General features: G+C 58.4%; 18 protein-coding genes and 1 pseudogene. 10 read left to right on the forward strand and 9 right to left on the reverse strand.

Annotation, left to right across the window (positions count from 1 at the left end; genetic code table 11):
• Positions 1-17 precede the first annotated feature (17 nt).
• The 5 genes from RS75_RS05090 to fabA form a co-directional block, all read right to left on the reverse strand.
• Positions 18-611 carry a TadE/TadG family type IV pilus assembly protein gene (locus tag RS75_RS05090; protein WP_045018033.1) on the reverse strand — a complete coding sequence of 198 codons (594 nt, stop codon included), beginning with the start codon at positions 609-611 and terminating at the stop codon, positions 18-20.
• Positions 608-1204 carry a TadE/TadG family type IV pilus assembly protein gene (locus RS75_RS05095; protein WP_045018035.1) on the reverse strand — a complete coding sequence of 199 codons (597 nt, stop codon included), beginning with the start codon at positions 1202-1204 and terminating at the stop codon, positions 608-610. Before RS75_RS05095 ends, RS75_RS05090 begins: the two co-directional genes overlap by 4 nt.
• A 189-nt stretch (positions 1205-1393) precedes the next feature.
• On the reverse strand, positions 1394-2200 hold the full coding sequence (gene fabI, locus RS75_RS05100) for an enoyl-ACP reductase FabI (RefSeq protein ID WP_045018037.1): 807 nt from the start codon (positions 2198-2200) through the stop codon (positions 1394-1396).
• Between the two features lie 6 nt (positions 2201-2206).
• On the reverse strand, positions 2207-3430 hold the full coding sequence (gene fabB / locus RS75_RS05105) for a beta-ketoacyl-ACP synthase I (RefSeq protein WP_045018039.1): 1224 nt from the start codon (positions 3428-3430) through the stop codon (positions 2207-2209).
• A gap of 75 nt (positions 3431-3505) precedes the next feature.
• Positions 3506-4021, reverse strand: a complete 516-nt coding sequence (gene fabA, locus RS75_RS05110) for a 3-hydroxyacyl-[acyl-carrier-protein] dehydratase FabA (protein WP_003514441.1) — start codon at positions 4019-4021, stop codon at positions 3506-3508.
• Between the two features lie 316 nt (positions 4022-4337).
• Here fabA and irrA point away from each other — a divergent pair, with 316 nt between their 5' ends.
• The gene (irrA, locus tag RS75_RS05115) at positions 4338-4757 is read left to right on the forward strand and encodes an iron response transcriptional regulator IrrA (protein WP_045018042.1); all 420 of its coding nucleotides are present in this window, start codon (positions 4338-4340) and stop codon (positions 4755-4757) included.
• Positions 4758-4829: 72 nt separating this feature from the next.
• On the opposite strand, the gene RS75_RS05120 is transcribed toward irrA, so the two are convergent.
• Positions 4830-5468: a trimeric intracellular cation channel family protein gene (locus RS75_RS05120; RefSeq protein ID WP_045018044.1), complete on the reverse strand. Its 639-nt coding sequence runs from the start codon at positions 5466-5468 to the stop codon at positions 4830-4832.
• Positions 5469-5545: 77 nt separating this feature from the next.
• Between RS75_RS05120 and RS75_RS05125 the strand changes: the two genes are divergently transcribed.
• On the forward strand, positions 5546-6064 hold the full coding sequence (locus RS75_RS05125) for a hypothetical protein (RefSeq protein ID WP_045018047.1): 519 nt from the start codon (positions 5546-5548) through the stop codon (positions 6062-6064).
• A 27-nt stretch (positions 6065-6091) separates the two neighbouring features.
• Here RS75_RS05125 and RS75_RS05130 read toward each other — a convergent pair whose 3' ends face one another.
• Entirely contained in the window at positions 6092-6799 is a 708-nt protein-coding gene (locus RS75_RS05130) for a YoaK family protein (RefSeq protein ID WP_045018048.1), read from the reverse strand.
• Between the two features lie 207 nt (positions 6800-7006).
• Here RS75_RS05130 and RS75_RS05135 point away from each other — a divergent pair, with 207 nt between their 5' ends.
• The 8 genes from RS75_RS05135 to RS75_RS05170 all read left to right on the forward strand — a co-directional run bounded on the left by RS75_RS05135 (position 7007) and on the right by RS75_RS05170 (position 14305).
• On the forward strand, positions 7007-7948 hold the full coding sequence (locus tag RS75_RS05135; RefSeq protein WP_045018051.1) for an ABC transporter substrate-binding protein: 942 nt from the start codon (positions 7007-7009) through the stop codon (positions 7946-7948).
• Between the two features lie 141 nt (positions 7949-8089).
• Complete coding sequence (locus RS75_RS05140) at positions 8090-8863, forward strand: ABC transporter permease (protein WP_045018344.1); 774 nt, start codon at positions 8090-8092, stop codon at positions 8861-8863.
• Positions 8863-9648 carry an ABC transporter ATP-binding protein gene (locus tag RS75_RS05145; protein ID WP_045018053.1) on the forward strand — a complete coding sequence of 262 codons (786 nt, stop codon included), beginning with the start codon at positions 8863-8865 and terminating at the stop codon, positions 9646-9648. Before RS75_RS05140 ends, RS75_RS05145 begins: the two co-directional genes overlap by 1 nt.
• A 32-nt stretch (positions 9649-9680) precedes the next feature.
• Positions 9681-10418, forward strand: a complete 738-nt coding sequence (hutC, locus tag RS75_RS05150; RefSeq protein WP_045018055.1) for a histidine utilization repressor — start codon at positions 9681-9683, stop codon at positions 10416-10418.
• 193 nt (positions 10419-10611) lie between these two features.
• Entirely contained in the window at positions 10612-11736 is a 1125-nt protein-coding gene (gene exbB / locus RS75_RS05155) for a tonB-system energizer ExbB (RefSeq protein ID WP_045018057.1), read from the forward strand.
• A gap of 6 nt (positions 11737-11742) precedes the next feature.
• Entirely contained in the window at positions 11743-12255 is a 513-nt protein-coding gene (exbD, locus tag RS75_RS05160) for a TonB system transport protein ExbD (RefSeq protein ID WP_045018059.1), read from the forward strand.
• The gene (locus tag RS75_RS05165; RefSeq protein ID WP_045018061.1) at positions 12252-13178 is read left to right on the forward strand and encodes a TonB family protein; all 927 of its coding nucleotides are present in this window, start codon (positions 12252-12254) and stop codon (positions 13176-13178) included. Before exbD ends, RS75_RS05165 begins: the two co-directional genes overlap by 4 nt.
• Positions 13179-13315: 137 nt before the next feature.
• Entirely contained in the window at positions 13316-14305 is a 990-nt protein-coding gene (locus RS75_RS05170) for an Ldh family oxidoreductase (protein WP_045018063.1), read from the forward strand.
• Between the two features lie 224 nt (positions 14306-14529).
• Here the strand turns inward: RS75_RS05170 and RS75_RS05175 are convergent, their stop codons facing one another.
• Together RS75_RS05175 and RS75_RS05185 are read right to left on the reverse strand one after the other, a co-directional pair.
• Entirely contained in the window at positions 14530-14775 is a 246-nt protein-coding gene (locus tag RS75_RS05175; RefSeq protein ID WP_045018065.1) for a helix-turn-helix domain-containing protein, read from the reverse strand.
• 278 nt (positions 14776-15053) lie between these two features.
• A pseudogene (locus RS75_RS05185) lies at positions 15054-16095 on the reverse strand (AraC family transcriptional regulator ligand-binding domain-containing protein).

Consider the following 16095-nt stretch of genomic DNA (forward strand, 5'->3'; position numbering starts at 1 on the left):
GCAACGTCCGATGTGGCTCAGCAATTGGAGCAGGTGATCTCCGCGTCGCGCTGCTTGAAGAAATAATCTCGCCCGATTGTAATCGACTTCACGCCTGACGAGGCGATGTCGGGCATGAACATCAGCAATTCATGCGGAATGGAAAGCTCGACGTGGACGAGGAAAGTGTCCGCTACGAGCAGCCGGCTTGGAGCCGCTGCAGGCGATCCCACAGCATAGGGCCTCTCGTTTTTCTCGTCCCAGGACCAGGCAATTTTCGCCTGTTTCTGCTTGTCGATCGTTATGCCGCTGATTTTCAGCTTTAGTTCTTTCGTGCTGTAAGGCGCGAAGACAGCTTCCGAGACACGCAGCGTGCTTTGGAGATAGGCCTTGTCAACCGAAGCCGTTTTCGAGATCAGGTCGTTGACCGTTGCGGCGGCAATGCTTGCCCGTTTGTAGGTGTTGTAGCCGATGGTGAACTCGAAGGACGTCAGATAAAGCGCGAGCAATATCGGAAAAATGATCGCGAATTCGACCGCGCCCACGCCACGGCGATCTTTTGCGAAGCGCGTGACGAGCGCGACGAAACGAAGTCGGCCGTTCGTGACGGCGGACACCAGCCCTGCCATCATGAGCCTCCGCTTGAGATGTATTTTTCGTTCATATAGGCATCTGTCGCGACGATGAGGAAATGCGAAGGCATTGATCCGTCGGCCGGACGTATTTTTGTGAGATACGGCCGGATGATATCGGCGACCACGCCCCAGCGATAATAGACGCGCAGCATATTGATCGTTTCCGGCCCGCCCGGCTTGAAGCCGAATTGCGCTGTATCGAGATCGTAATATTCACCATAGGCTTTCAAGGGGATGGTGGTCGGAATATCCTTGAAGGCGGTGAAGGAGCGCAGATCGATATATAGTTTCTGTTCGGTTTTGATCTCGTCCGCCGAGCAGGTGATCATCACCGAAACTTCATCGCAGAAGCTCTTGCGAAAATCCTCTTTCGTAATCGAGCTGCTGATCTGCCCGGTGCGCAGGCGGCGCGCCATGGTGTCGGTGGCATTGACGACCACCTGTTCCGCCATCATGGCGATGAAGGTCTCGATGATCGCGAAAACGACGAGGAAATAGGGAAAGGCAAGGATCGCGAATTCGATCGCCGCCGTCCCGTCACGCGAGAGCCCGAATTTTTCCAGCAATGGCTTCAGTTTGGCCAGGCGCATATGGCAGTGTCGATCTTTAGAATATGCGGCAAGCGCAACCGGTGAATTTGTTGCGGACCATAACCAGCCGGTGTTTAAATTCAGTTACCCCGACGCGTTATACTTTAGCGGTTCGCAAAAATGACACAGGCTATAAATGCAAAAAGCCCGGCATATTGCCGGGTTTTTTACTAATCGGAAAACTATAGCTTATTCCGCATCCGCCTTTGAGAGAACCTCAAGGGTGGGCGTGGAGGTGATGTTGAAGCCGCAATCCACATAATGGCACTCGCCGGTGACGCCGCGCGACATGTTGGACAACAGGTAAAGCGCCGATCCGCCGATATCGTCGATATCCGCCGTCCGCCGCAGCGGTGCGTTTTTCTGGTTCCAGGCATAAATTGCACGTGCATCGGAAATGCCGGCGCCCGCCAATGTGCGAACCGGACCGGCCGAGATGGCGTTGACGCGAATATCGCGCGGGCCGTAATCGGCGGCGAGATAACGCACGGACGCCTCGAGAGCAGCCTTGGCGACGCCCATGACGTTGTAGTTAGGAATGACCCGCTGCGAACCGTTATAGGTCAGCGTCAGCATGGATCCGCCATTCGTCATCAGTTCCGCGGCACGTTTGGCAATTTCCGTGAAGGAGAAACAGGAGATGACCATGGTGCGGCTGAAATTCTCGCGGGTCGTATCGCCGTAGAGACCCTTCAGCTCGTTCTTGTCGGAAAAGCCGATGGCGTGCACGACGAAATCCAGCGAGCCCCATTTTTCGCGGATCGTCGCGAAAAGCGCGTCGACCGAGGCGATGTCCTCGACGTCGCAAGGCACGATGAAGTCGGACCCCAGTTCGGCGGCCAGCGGCTTTACGCGCTTGCCGAGCGCCTCTCCCTGGTAGGTGAAGGCGAGTTCCGCGCCCTGCGCCGCCAGCGCCTTGGAGATACCCCAGGCGATCGAGTGATTGTTTGCGACGCCCATGATGAGGCCGCGTTTACCCTGCATGATGCCGTTCATGGGCAATTATCCGTTATGACGCTGGAAGACCAGCGTGGCGTTGGTGCCGCCGAAGCCGAAGGAATTGGAAAGGATGGTGTCGATCTTGGCGTTGTCGATGCGTTTACGAACGATCGGAACGCCCGCAAATTCCGGATCAAGTTCGGAAATATGCGCGCTTTCGCCGATGAAACGTTCCTGCATCATCAGCAGGCCGTAGATCGATTCCTGAACGCCTGCAGCGCCCAGCGAGTGACCGGTAAGGGACTTTGTCGACTGGATATGCGGGATTTTGTCGCCGAAGACTTCCCGGATCGCGCCGATTTCCTTGCTGTCGCCAACCGGCGTCGAGGTGCCGTGGGTATTGATGTAGTCGATATCGCCCTTGACGGTGGCAAGAGCCTGACGCATGCAGCGGATCGCGCCCTCGCCCGAAGGTGCCACCATGTCGTAACCGTCTGAGGTCGCGCCATAACCGACAATCTCGGCGTAAATCTTGGCTCCACGCGCCTTTGCGTGTTCCAGCTCTTCGAGAACCAGTACGCCCGCGCCGCCGGCGATCACGAAACCGTCGCGGTTGACGTCATAGGCGCGGGAAGCAAGGTTTGGCGTGTCGTTATATTTGGACGACATCGCGCCCATGGCGTCGAAGAGGTTGGACATGGACCAGTCGAGGTCTTCATGGCCACCTGCGAACATCACGTCCTGCTTGCCCCACTGGATCATCTCGGCGGCGTTGCCGATGCAATGCGCCGACGTGGAGCAGGCGGAAGAGATCGAATAGTTGACGCCGTGGATCTTGAACCAGGTCGCGAGTGTGGCCGAAGCGGTCGAGGACATGGCCTTCGGCACGGCGAAGGGGCCGATGCGCTTCGGGCTGTTGTTCTTCAGCGTGATATCGGCGGCTTCAACGATGGTGCGGGTGGAAGGACCGCCCGAACCCATGATGATGCCGGTGCGCTCATTGCCGCTGATGACGCTTTCCTCAAGGCCGGAATCGGCAATCGCCTGCTTCATCGCGACATGGTTCCATGCGCCGCCCTGCGACAGGAAGCGCATGGCGCGGCGGTCGACCAGCTCCGTCGGGTCGAGAGACGGCTTGCCCCAGACCTGGCATTTGAAGCCGTGTTCGGCAAAATCCGGCGAAAATGAAATGCCGGATTTGGCATCGCGCAACGATGCGGTGACTTCGGCGGCATCACCGCCGATGGAAGAAACAATGCCGAGGCCGGTGACAACAACTCGTCTCATGAAAGGGACCTTTTCTTAAGATTTCGGCTGGACGACCGAAGCCGCCCGGCGTTTTCCAGGACTATTCCGTCTGCTTCAGGCGGTCTTTTCCTTCGACAGCCCTACACGAAGGTCCGTCGCTTGATAAATGGTTTCTCCGTCCGCCTTCAGCCATCCGTCGGCGGTTCCCAGAACGAGACGACCGCGCATCACGCGCTTGAAGTCTATGCCGTACTGGAGGAGTTTCGTCTCCGGGCGAACCATGCCCTTGAATTTGACTTCGCCGGTGGAGAGCGCCATGCCGCGGCCTTCTTCACCCAGCCAGCCGAGGAAGAAGCCGGTCAGCTGCCACATGCCGTCAAGGCCGAGGCAGCCCGGCATGATCGGGTTGCCCTGGAAATGGCAGGGGAAATACCAGTCATCGGGGCTGACATCGTATTCGGCGCGGATGAAACCCTTGTCGAACGCGCCGCCGGTTTCGGATATTTCGGTGATGCGGTGGACCATGAGCATGGGGGGCAATGGAAGCTGGGCATTTCCCGGGCCGAACAATTCGCCGCGACCGCAGGAAAGGATCTCTTCGTAATTGTAACTTGATTGCCTCGTTGCCATACCGCTTTCACTTCCCCAAACACTGGTGTTGATTGACTTCACTAGAGCAAGTTAGGTTTAAAATGAAGCGCTGCAAGGGCAGAGGCCGCTCTGCCCCCATTCTTTGTCTTCGAACCTTCCTTACAGAAGTCATTACCTCAATATGCCGTCCGCATACAGGAACCATCCGGCAGGAACCAGAGGAAATTTGCAAGAATGGCCGGTTTGCCGCCATTTGCGACACTCGGTGGCGCTGAAACTATTGAAAGCATTCCCCGCAAAAGATATATGCTATTGCAATTGGTGGGTTTCTCCCCTGTGTTTGGAATGGGATTGCATGGCATTTGACGCCACATTGGATATTGGAACGAGGCTGCGGCGCTCCGGCTTGCGCCCCACGCGCCAGCGCGTGGCTTTGGGCGATCTTCTTTTCGCAAAGGGCGACCGCCACCTGACGGTTGAGGAACTGCATGACGAGGCGGTCACCGCCGGCGTGCCGGTTTCTCTCGCCACGGTCTACAATACCCTGCATCAGTTCACCGAAGCCGGCCTGATCCGCGTTCTCGCCGTGGAAGGTGCCCGCACCTATTTCGACACCAACGTGTCCGATCACCATCACTTCTTCGTAGAGGGCGAGAACGAGGTTCTCGACATTCCCGTCAACAATCTCCAGATCGGCAATTTGCCCGCAGCGCCCGAAGGCATGGAAATCGCCCATGTGGACGTGGTCATCCGTCTTCGCCGCAAGCGCAGCTGAGGCTCTGGCGGGGTAACCTAGACAAATATGGCGCCTGTGGGCGCCATTTCTGTTTCAGGCCGTCTTTGTGTCCTATTTCAATATATCTTCCGGCCGTCTGCCGGGTTTGGTTTTGTAGGGCGGGAAAGTCCATCCGAAAATCAGCGCCCCTGACCGGACGCCGAAAGCTGTGAGGGCGCCGACGCCTGACGCGACATAAAGCGGTGCGCCGAGGAAATAAGCGCCGGTGAAGATGGAGGCCCCCAATAGCGCGCAGGTGATGTAGATTTCCGGGCGCAGGAGCACGGACGGTTCTCCTGCGACAACGTCGCGCAGCACGCCACCGAACGTTGCAGTGAGAACACCCGTGACGATGGCCACGGTTGCGGAGCCGCTGGCGGCCAGGCCCTTGGCCGCTCCCATGACGCAATAGGCGGAGAGGCCAACGGCATCGAGCCAGATCAGCACCCGATATCGGGATTCGAACAGATGCGCGGTGAAGAAGAGCAGAACCGCAACCGATACGCAGACGAGAATATAGGTCGGGTTCACCACCCAGAACACCGGCGTCCTGCCCAGCACGAGATCGCGCACCGTGCCGCCGCCGATCCCGGTCGCGGCTGCGAAAAACAGGAAGCCGATGAGGTCGAGCTGCTTGCGCGAAGCCGCCAATGCGCCGGTTGCGGCAAACACGGCGACGCCCGCATAATCGAGAAAACCCAGCAGTGTCATGAAAAAGGTCCCCCCGGAAGTTTGGATGAGCGCGCGTCAGTGTCGCGCAAGCACGGAACTCTAGGCTGGCCGCCCGGATGATCGCAACATCCATAAACGAAACGGATGCAAAGGAAAATGCCGTGCGAATCGCTATCGTTGCCGCTCTTCAGGTGCTGGTATTGTTGTTGTTTCCGGCGGCGCTCTCGGCGCAGCAGCAGCTGGTGAGCGATCCCGAGATCTATGAAAAGGATCATTTTCGCAACGAGTGCAAAGTAGCTACCTTCGGCGATGATTTCGTCACCAGGCTGGATATCAACAATGACGGCCTGATGGACGCCGTCGTCAATCACGGTGTGCTGGACTGCGATGGCGAAAAAGGCCGCAGCTGCGACGAGGAAGGTTGCCCCTACAATTTCTACGTCCAGGTAAAAGAGGGCGGATATCTGATGATCGCGACGGCCCGGATTTACGGCTACGATTTCATCAAGCGTTTCGGCAACATGGTCTTCGTGCTGAAGATGCACCCGCGTTATTGCGAACGCACCGACAAGGAAACCTGCCTGATGACCGTGCGGGTTCGCGGCACGAAATTCGTCACCATATCGCGCAAGTAACGGCGAGGTTTGTGACGGCGCGCTCCGTCAGGGCGCGATGCGCCTGATCCGGACCCTTTGATTGTAGCGGTGGCGAAGCGAACGCGGAATGACGAGCGTGGCTATGGCGACGGCGAAAACCGTTGCTGCGACCACCCATAAGGCATCGGATTGCAGCGTGGCGCCCAAGACAGCGCCGGAGATTGCCCCTGAGATCATGCCGAGCCATGGCACGATCTGTATGCTCCAGTCGAGACTTCGGTCCCCCAGAAGAAAGCGGCCGATGCCGCGGCCGAAACGGGAGAGAGCACCGGTCACATAGGTGAGGCCGATCGGCAGGCCCTCTATATGCTCGACGGCGGCGTTGACCATGCCCATGGCAAAAACGACGAGATAAAACTGCGCGAGAACGGCCTCGTTGCGCAGCAGCGCGGCAATCGCCACCAGCGACCCCACGGCCGCAAGAACCGCAAAGATGCTCCGGTCGAATTTATGCGCGACCACGATGCCCCCGGCGTTGCCCAGCACGAAGGCGACGATTGCGAAAAGCAATTTTACGGCGTGGGAGTAGATGCCCGCTTGCATCGAGACAGCTGCCCGCGTGGTGTTGCCGGTCATGAAGGAGACGAAATCTCCGGAGACATAAAGTCCTACCGCATCTGTCATGCCGGCGATGAATGAAATGGCGGCGACAAGCGCAATACCGGTGCCGGTGCGCCTTGCCCTGATGATGTTGCGACGTCTTTGTCTGGTCATAGAAAAGCTCGATATGGAAAACAGCGGGCCGATGCGCCGCGCCGTGTTATCCTATGTCTAGAATGCCCGACGGCCCATTTGCAAACTTTCCCGAAGCGCTCGAAGCGTTTCTATTTTGTCTAGACAAATGTAAAATCCCTGCCTACCATGCCCGAAATAAAGCGATAAAAAATATCGCACAAAAATAAATCAAAAGGGGTTCTGATCATGAAGAAAACATGGGTTATTGCCGCAATCGCGACGCTTGTTTCATCCGCTTCCGCCTATGCCGAGACGTCGGTAACGATCGGCATGTCCGGCTGGACCGGCTTTGCGCCGCTGACGCTTGCCAAACAGGCAGGCATTTTCGAAAAGAATGGCCTGAAGGTCGATATCAAGAAAATACCGCAGGCGAGCCGGCATCTGGCCCTTGCTTCCGGTGATATCCAGTGCGCCGCGACCACGGTCGAGACATGGATCGCCTGGAATGCCAATGGCGTGAAGTCCACCCAGATTTTCCAGATGGACAAGTCGCACGGTGCCGATGGTATCGCGGTGCGCAGTGACGTTGCAAAGGTATCGGACCTCAAGGGCAAGACGGTCGCCGCTTCCACGCCGGGCACGTCGCCCTATTTCTTTCTGGCCTGGATACTCAAGGAAAACGGCCTGACCCTCAAGGACGTGAAGGTCGTCAACCTTGAACCGGGACCAGCAGCACAGGCCTTCGTCGCCGGCCAGAATGATGCGGCGATGACCTATGAACCCTATCTGTCCACCGTGCGCGCGGCACCCGACAAGGGCAAGATCCTCGCCACGACGCTGGATTATCCCGCCGTCATGGATACGTTCGGCTGCACGCCGGATTTCCTGAAGGACAATCCGCAGGCGGCGAAAGCACTGGCGGACAGCTATTTCCAGGCTCTCGACCTTATCAAGGCCGAGCCTGAGAAGTCCTATGCGACGATGGGCGCGGATGTGAAGCAGGCGGGCGAAGCATTCGCAGCCTCGGCAAAATTCCTGGAATGGCAGGACAAGGCCGCCAACCTGAAGTTCTTCGAGGGGGAATTCAAGACATTCTCCGAAAAATCGGCTGATCTGCTTCTGGAAATCGGCGTGATAAAGTCGAAACCCGATCTTTCGACACTCGCGGATACTTCTTTCATCAAGTAACAGAAGAAAGCTGCTGTTTTCCTTTCAGGGAATATTGCAGCCAGTGAGAAGTCTTACAGCGTCTGTGCGTCATGGACGATGCACGGCGCTTTGATGGCGCGGCGATAGAGTGCCGCGCCCGTTTTCCGGACAGGCGAGATGATGCAACCTCTTCAACCCATAAAGAACAGCACCAGGATTTTTCTCGGCATTCTGTTCTTCGTGCTTTTTTTCTCCACCTGGGGTTTTGCCACGCTGGGCGGCTTCGTATCGCCCACCTTCCTGGCCGATCCAATCACCATGCTGAAGGACGGCATCTATCTGCTGACCGATCAGGGTTTTGCCGGCGATATCGGCATGACGATCTGGCGCGTGGTGGGCGGTTTCGTGCTGGCATCGGCCGTCGCCGTGCCTGTCGGCATCGCCATGGGGGCTTACAAGCCTATCGAGGCGCTGCTTGAGCCCTTCGTCTCCTTCGCGCGCTATCTGCCGGCTTCCGCCTTCGTGCCGCTGCTCATTCTGTGGGCTGGTATCGGCGAAATGCAGAAACTGCTGGTGATTTTCATCGGCGCCGTCTTCCAGATTATCCTGATGGTGGCCGTGGCGGTTGCCGGCACAAGACGCGATCTGGTGGAGGCCGCCTATACACTTGGCGCAAAAGACCGGGGCGTGGTTCGCCGTGTTCTCATTCCCGCCAATGCGCCCGATATTGCGGAAATCCTCCGTCTCGTCCTCGGCTGGGCCTGGACCTATGTCATCGTTGCGGAACTGATCGGCGCCTCCTCCGGCATCGGCTATATGATCATCAACAGCCAGGCGCTGATGGCAACCGGGCAGATCATCTTCGGCATCATCCTCATCGGCGTCATCGGCCTTATTTCGGACTTCGCGTTCAAATCGCTGAACCGGAAGCTTTTCGCCTGGAGGCTTGCCTGATGAACGAACTCGTTATCAAGGGCGTCAGCCGAACTTTCCCGGGTGTTCAGGGCGGGCAGCCGACACTGGCCTTGCAACCAACTGATCTGGAAATTCCCCGCAATGATTTCGTCACCATTCTCGGCCCATCGGGATGCGGAAAATCGACACTGCTGCGCATCATCGCCGGGCTTGATCGCCCGACAACGGGTGAGGTCCTGCTATCGGGCCGGGCGGTGACGGGACCGGGGGCGGATCGTGGCATGGTGTTCCAGTCCTACACGCTGTTTCCCTGGCTGACGATCCGTGAAAACGTCGCCTTCGGTCTGCGCGAACGCGGCGTTGTCGAGAAGGAAAAATCGGAGATCGTCGACAGCTATATCGACAAGGTCGGCCTGCGCGGCTTCGAAAACCATTGGCCAAAACAGCTTTCCGGCGGCATGCAGCAGAGAACGGCCATTGCCCGCGCTTTGGCGAACGGCCCCAAAATCCTGCTGCTCGACGAGCCTTTTGGCGCTCTCGACAACCAGACGCGCGGACTGATGCAGGAATTGCTGCTCGGCATCTGGGAGCGCGAGCAGAAGACCGTCATTTTCGTGACGCACGACATCGAGGAGGCGGTGTTCATGGCGTCGCGTGTCGTGACCATGTCCGCAAGGCCGGGGCGCATCAAGTCGATCACGCCGGTCGACCTGCCGCATCCACGTCACTACACCGTCAAGGCCAGCCCGGAGTTTTCGCAGCTGCGCGCTAGACTGACGGAGGAAATTCGCAGCGAGGCGATTGCCGCCGCTGCCCATGGATAATTGATCCAAACTGGGAGGATGGAAGCATCGGGATGGGGAGCACGGGCGTCGATCTTCAGGAAAAATCACTGCACGAGCGCATCCGCAATGATGTCGAGCGCCATATCATGTCGGGCGAATGGCCGCCGGGGCACCGTATTCCCTTCGAACACGAGATGACCCGGCTATATGGCTGTTCGCGCATGACGGTGAACAAGGCTCTCGGCGAATTGGTGCAGCGTGGCCTGATTGAAAGACGCCGGCGTCTCGGCACCTTCGTTCGCCAGCCGCATGCGCAATCGGCCGTGCTGGAAATCCATGATATCGAACGGGAGGTGCAGGCGCTCGGTCTCGTTTACGGCTACCGTCTCGACAAGCGACGCCTGCGCCCCGCGGGTGAAAAAGATGGCGCGGCGATGGCGCTCGCCATTGATGCCCAGGTTCTGGAACTCACCAGTACGCATTTTGCCGGCGGCGTTCCCTTTTGCCTCGAAGAGCGCATCATAAATGTCACCGCCGTTCCGGAGGCGGAATTCGCAGATTTTTCACAGGTCGGGCCGGGCACATGGCTGCTGAAAATGGTTCCCTGGAGCGCCGCCGAACATCGCATCAGCGCCGTTGCCGCGGACCGTAAAAATGCGGTGGCGCTGGGCATAACGTCCGGTGCGGCATGTCTCGTCATCCATCGCCGCACCTGGCATGGGGCGGATTACATCACCAGTGTCAGGGTCACCTATCCCGGTGACCGTCATGCCCTCGTGGCGCAGTTCTCGCCTTCGCAAAACGCTTAAATGCGCTCCGGCGGTCAATTTTTTGTAAAGAAGAGTTTACGGGTCGTCTTTTGACAATATAATAGTTGTCAAAAGAACTCAGGTTTATTATCGGAACGTCAAGCTTTCACGACGGTATCCGTTCATGGCCCCGGTTTTCAGGAACCGGTCAATCTGCGGATGAGTTCATCGACGGAAATCCGGGATAAAAATTATGTCAGCTGAGACCTCAACTTCTTCCGCGTCCTTCAACAAGGCAAACAAAACACGGCATATCTCACTTGCCATGACGGTCACCTTGCTGGCCGGCTTGAGTGCCGGTGCGGTTTTTGCTCAGTCGGCACCCGAGAACCAGATCCAATCAGCGCCCGCAACGGAAACGGTTCAGCCCGCACAGCAGCCGGCGACGCCGAACATTCCGGCCGCCCAGCCTGCGCCACCTTCCGCAATAGCACCGGAACAGCCCGCCCCCGCCGCGCCCGCACAGAACGCCCCGGTCCAGTCCGTGCCTGCCGCAACTAACCCCGCACCGACGAATGGTACGGCCCCTCCGAACGAAGCCTCCACCCCTATTGAGCCCGTAAGCGCCGAGCCCGCAAGCGCCGGGCATCGTGCCGACATTCCGCACAATCTGTCCCCCTGGGGCATGTTCATGGCGGCGGACTGGGTGGTGAAGGGCGTTATGATCGGCCTCGCCTTTGCATCGCTCGTGACCTGGACGGTCTGGGTCGCGAAGTCGATAGAGCTTGCCGGTGCGCGGGTGCGTGCCGGTGCGACGCTCAAGGTCATTCGCAAGGCAAAATCCTTGAACGAGGCGACCGAGGCAGTTGAAAAGAAGGGCGGACCGGCGGCGCTGATGTTGCGCATGGCGACCCACGAAATGCAGCTTTCCGATGCGGTGGTGGAGCACACGGACGGCGGCGGCATCAAGGAACGGGTATCCTCGGCGCTGTCGCGCATTGAAACCCATGCCGGTCGCCGCATGTCGCGCGGAACGGGCGCTCTGGCGACGATCGGTTCCACCGCTCCGTTCGTCGGCCTCTTCGGCACGGTCTGGGGCATCATGAACTCCTTCATCAGCATTTCGGAATCGCAAACCACCAATCTTGCTGTCGTGGCACCCGGCATTGCCGAGGCGCTGCTCGCCACCGCCATCGGCCTCGTCGCCGCTATTCCGGCCGTTGTGATCTACAACGTCTTCGCTCGCTCGATTACGGGATACCGCCATTTGCTGGCGGACGCTGCTGCAGGTGTGGAGCGTCTTGTCAGCCGCGACCTGGATTTCCGGCGCATACCACCGGGCAGCAGCAAGCCCGCAGTATCGCTGGTTGGACGGTGATCGGTCATGGCTGGCGGCATTCGCGAAAATAGCGGAGACGAGCTCTCCGAAAACCACGAGATCAACGTCACACCCTTCATCGACGTGATGCTGGTTCTGCTCATCATCTTCATGGTCGCCGCACCTCTGGCGACCGTGGATGTGAATGTCGATCTTCCGGCATCTACTGCCAAGCCGGCGGAGCGGCCGGAGGAGCCACTTTATCTGACGGTCAAGGACGATCTCTCGCTCAATCTCGGCAATGACATGGTTGCCCGCGAAGCGCTGGCGGCCGCAATCGACAGGCAGACGGGCGGCAAGAAGGATACGCGTATTTTCCTGCGCGCCGACAAGGCCGTCGACTACGGTCACTTCATGGAAATCATGAACCTGCTCAGGGATGCCGGATATCTGAAGATCGCCCTGGTGGGACTGGAAAATGCGGCGGCGGCATCGCAGCCAGCTGGTTCTGTACAACCCTCTGGCCAACCCGCAGCCCAACCTCTTGGCCAGCCCGCAGCGCCGGGAACGGCGCCATGAGCGAAAACGGCTACCCACAGTCCCGACATTCCCGTCTCGGGGAAGTGACGCTGTGGTCCATCGCAGCACTGCTTATGCTGGGCGTTCATGCCGGTTTTGCCTATTATCTGATGCAGGAACCCGAAGAACTGGAAGCCGGCGGGCCGCCGCCGGCCGCGATCATGATCGAGATGGCGGCGATACCGGAAGCTGTCAACACCGAGGAAACGACGCAGGCGCAGGACGTCGAAGATACGCCGGACGTACAGAGCGACAATAACAAGCCTGTGGAAGAAGCCGCACCGGAGGAACCGCCACCGCCTGAACCGGTTGCGGAAACACCGCCGCCTGAACCCGTGCAACCGCCGGAGCCCCCGGTTGAAGAGATCGTCGAGCCGCAGGAAATCCCCGAACCTGTAGAGCAGATCGACCCCGTTCAGCAGCAGATGATGGCTGAACTCGAAAATGTCGAGGTTCCCCTGCCGGTCATGCGGCCACCGCCGCCGCCGGTCGAAAAAAAGGTGGAAAAGAAAGAGCCTGACGACAAAAAGAAGGTCGAGCGCCAGCGCCCCAAACCGGAGCAGGCTTCGCAACTGCGCGAAACGGCGAAGGCCGAAGCCCAGCAATCGGATCGGACGGCGGCAACGCGCAGCAATGCCGGTTTCTTCTCTTCGTCGTCCGCTTCGCCGGCAAAATGGGGATCTCAGGTCCGCTCGCATATCCAGCGGCGCAAGCCTCGTTCGCTTCGCAGCGATGCGATGACGGCGACGGTGCGGTTCCGGGTCAATGATGCAGGTGCCATCAGCGGGGTCAGCGTGGTGCAGTCCACGGGCGATTCCTCTATCGACCAGCAGATCGCGGCCTGGATCCAGAGCGCCTCACCTGTGCCTGCGCCGCCGCCGGAGGCAAGCAAGACGATCACGCTGCCGATCAGCATCCGCTAGGTTGGCCGCTAGCAAGGTGGCGTCGCGAAGTCTGCCCGATATTCCCTATGCAGTACCGGTTTGCGCCTTAAATAACATTTCGCGAATGTTTTCGATGGTGTAGGTCTTGTCGACTTTACAAGCAGAGGCATCCCGGAATGAAATTCTCAATCGCAGAGGCGGAGGATCTCGTATCCTCTATCTTTGAGCGCAACGGCGTTCTGCCGCAAAATGCCCGTTCGGTGGCGAAGGCGCTCGTCGCATCCGAGGCTGCAGGCCAGGGCGGTCACGGTTTTCGCCGTATCCCCGTTTATGTCCGCCAGGCGCGGGTCGGAAAGGTCGATGGCATGGCCCGGCCGGTGGCGACGCGCGTCAAGCCGGGTGTCCTGTCGATCGACGCCAATCACGGTTATGCCTATCCGGCGATCGATTGCGCCCTGGAAGAGTTGCCCGATATGGCCCGGCAGCAGGGCATTGCGCTTGCGGCGATCCATCGCTCCCATCATGCGGGCGTCATGGCGCTTACCGTCGAACGTTTTGCGGAAATGGGCCTCGTAGCGCTCATGTTCGCCAATGCACCGGCATCCATGGCGCCCTGGGGCGGCACCAAACCGCTCTATGGCACCAATCCGATTGCATTCGCCACCCCTGTTGGCGAGGCCGATCCGCTGGTGATCGATCTGGCTTTGTCCAAGGTCGCGCGCGGAAAGATCATGGCGGCGCGCCAGAAGGGCGAAACCATTCCGGGCGACTGGGCGCTTGACAGAAATGGCCGGCCGACGACCGATCCTGAAGAAGCCATAGCCGGAACGATGGTGCCTGCGGGCGAGGCCAAGGGTGCCGCTCTGGCGCTGATGGTGGAGATCATGGCTGCCGCGCTGACCGGCGGAAACTTCGCGTTCGAGGCCTCTTCCCTTCTGGACGACAAGGGCGCACCACCCTCTCTCGGCCATACGATCATCGCGATAGACCCCGTATCGTCGGGCGGTGCGGCCTTTACCGAGCGGCTGGCGCTTATTGCCGGAGAGATAGAAAAGCAGGAGAATGTGCGTTTGCCGGGTCGACGCAGCCAGGGCATTCGCCGGCAGGCGCTGGAAAACGGCATTGTCGTCGAAAGCGATATTCTCGCCGAGATTCAGTCGCTTTGACGAGTCGAAAAATAAAAAACCGGCGGATCGGATCCGCCGGGTAAACCGTATATGGCCGCTTTGCATTCGCACCGATAGGTCGGAAATCATTTCCGATCCATCTTTTGGTCCGCCGTCCCACCATCGAAATGGTGGGTTTTTTTGACGCGGAAAGCGGCGCATCCGGTTTTCGGCTTACGGGAAGGGGACGATTTCGCGTAAGCTTTTGGTGCGGGAAAGAAGCGCTAAATATCCTGTTCGATCAGTCCACGCAGCAGGGCGGTGCTGACGGCATTCAGCAGATTGGCTGCGCCCAGCCTTTGGCGTACCCGTTCCAGAGTATCCTTCACGTCCGCTTCGTCCGCGCCGGTTATCAAGGCGATGTGAGAAGGATGTCGGCCCCGCGCCACCAGCCCCAGATATTGCCGTTCACGATCCGAAAGGACGATTTCACGCGTCTGACGATGTGCATGCGGTGTTTTTGACGACATATTGATGTTCTTTCAGCCTCAAAGCTGCATTGTTATTTACAAAAACCGGGATAGGTTTTGTCCAGAACAATGTAAAAAATTCAAAGCTTTGGAATGTTTTCCGTCATACCGGAAGCGATACGAGGCGCTCTATTAGGCGATATCCCGTATCAGGAGAATAACATCTCGCGCCAAGTTCCGCGTCTTTATTGTTATGTTTCGAGAGATAAGTTGCTTAGCGCCGACATATTCTACAATATTATCTTGGAGTTTCGAAATATTGATGCTGGATATATGCTCTATACGGCGGAATGATGCGCATGTTTCCTGCGAATATCCGTGGGCGTCGCCCCGAACCAGCGGGAAACCGAGCGGGAAAAACGCACCCGGCGTCGAATAGCCGAGCCTGTAACTGATGTCGGAGACCGGAAGATCGCTTTCCACGAGCAGCTTGAACCCGGCATTTTTGCGAATGACGTCCTTTATCTCGTTGAGATTGGTTCCAAGCTCGGCAAGCCGCCGTTGAAAACTGCGTTCCGAAAGGTTGAAATAAGGAGCGATCTCGCCCAGCGAAAGCTCCGCATCCGACAGCCGCATCTGCATGTAGCGTTTCACCTGGTCGATGAAATGCGTGGCGTCCGTCGATGTTTCCGGCCGCAGCATCCGGCATTGCAAATTCATCAGTTCGAACAGGCGCTCATCCGCGTTCGGATTGACCACATCGAGAAGTGATACCGGCAACCGCATCGTATGGATGGGCTGGGAAAAACTGACGCGCTTGGTCATTCTTTCCTTAAATAACTGAATATTATTCGGTTTCTGCCGCTCCAGGCCGATTTCAATCTGATTGATGCGCTCCCCGAGAATATCGCGAAGGCGCTGGATCAGAACGCCAAGCGATAAATCCACATATTGATCGCGCTTGGCGATGACAGGCGCAAAGGACCAAGACAGGGTTACCTGTGCGGCATCCGTGACCGTGGTGAAGTTGCTGTTGTTGGTCGCGTAATAAACGTGGTCCTGAAGAAATCGCAAAAAAGCCCGAACCGTCGGCGCACTGATCAGGCCATAACCGAAGGCGCCGGATGCGCCGGCGGGAAAGGTGGAAGCGCATTGCAGGCCGAAGGTATCGTCACCGGAGATCAGCGCGCAGGTCTCGAGCAGGCGGCACAATCTGTCGAGGCTGATGCGCTCCGTCAGGCTGTCGAATGTGGCGTGATCGATGTCGAGAGCCTTGCAGATGGGGACAATATCGATGCCGCGCGACCGTGCATAATTGGCGACGCCGGCGGCCAGGCCGGCCACCACAGTTATCTCGTCGCTGACCCTCTTTTCGGGCAT

This window comes from Rhizobium nepotum 39/7 (assembly GCF_000949865.1).
GTDB classification, from domain to species: Bacteria; Pseudomonadota; Alphaproteobacteria; order Rhizobiales; family Rhizobiaceae; genus Agrobacterium; species Agrobacterium nepotum.

Excerpts from the sequence above, each read along its gene's own strand:
- RS75_RS05170 (WP_045018063.1), top strand. The coding sequence starts at position 13,316 with ATGAAATTCTCAATCGCAGAGGCGGAGGATCTCGTATCCTCTATCTTT.
- hutC (WP_045018055.1), top strand. The coding sequence starts at position 9,681 with ATGGGGAGCACGGGCGTCGATCTTCAGGAAAAATCACTGCACGAGCGC.
- irrA (WP_045018042.1), top strand. The coding sequence starts at position 4,338 with ATGGCATTTGACGCCACATTGGATATTGGAACGAGGCTGCGGCGCTCC.
- exbD (WP_045018059.1), top strand. The coding sequence starts at position 11,743 with ATGGCTGGCGGCATTCGCGAAAATAGCGGAGACGAGCTCTCCGAAAAC.
- fabB (WP_045018039.1), bottom strand. The coding sequence starts at position 3,430 with ATGAGACGAGTTGTTGTCACCGGCCTCGGCATTGTTTCTTCCATCGGC.
- RS75_RS05095 (WP_045018035.1), bottom strand. The coding sequence starts at position 1,204 with ATGCGCCTGGCCAAACTGAAGCCATTGCTGGAAAAATTCGGGCTCTCG.
- RS75_RS05175 (WP_045018065.1), bottom strand. The coding sequence starts at position 14,775 with ATGTCGTCAAAAACACCGCATGCACATCGTCAGACGCGTGAAATCGTC.
- RS75_RS05135 (WP_045018051.1), top strand. The coding sequence starts at position 7,007 with ATGAAGAAAACATGGGTTATTGCCGCAATCGCGACGCTTGTTTCATCC.
- exbB (WP_045018057.1), top strand. The coding sequence starts at position 10,612 with ATGTCAGCTGAGACCTCAACTTCTTCCGCGTCCTTCAACAAGGCAAAC.
- RS75_RS05120 (WP_045018044.1), bottom strand. The coding sequence starts at position 5,468 with ATGACACTGCTGGGTTTTCTCGATTATGCGGGCGTCGCCGTGTTTGCC.
- RS75_RS05145 (WP_045018053.1), top strand. The coding sequence starts at position 8,863 with ATGAACGAACTCGTTATCAAGGGCGTCAGCCGAACTTTCCCGGGTGTT.
- RS75_RS05090 (WP_045018033.1), bottom strand. The coding sequence starts at position 611 with ATGATGGCAGGGCTGGTGTCCGCCGTCACGAACGGCCGACTTCGTTTC.
- RS75_RS05130 (WP_045018048.1), bottom strand. The coding sequence starts at position 6,799 with ATGACCAGACAAAGACGTCGCAACATCATCAGGGCAAGGCGCACCGGC.
- RS75_RS05140 (WP_045018344.1), top strand. The coding sequence starts at position 8,090 with ATGCAACCTCTTCAACCCATAAAGAACAGCACCAGGATTTTTCTCGGC.
- fabA (WP_003514441.1), bottom strand. The coding sequence starts at position 4,021 with ATGGCAACGAGGCAATCAAGTTACAATTACGAAGAGATCCTTTCCTGC.
- RS75_RS05165 (WP_045018061.1), top strand. The coding sequence starts at position 12,252 with ATGAGCGAAAACGGCTACCCACAGTCCCGACATTCCCGTCTCGGGGAA.
- RS75_RS05125 (WP_045018047.1), top strand. The coding sequence starts at position 5,546 with ATGATCGCAACATCCATAAACGAAACGGATGCAAAGGAAAATGCCGTG.
- fabI (WP_045018037.1), bottom strand. The coding sequence starts at position 2,200 with ATGAACGGCATCATGCAGGGTAAACGCGGCCTCATCATGGGCGTCGCA.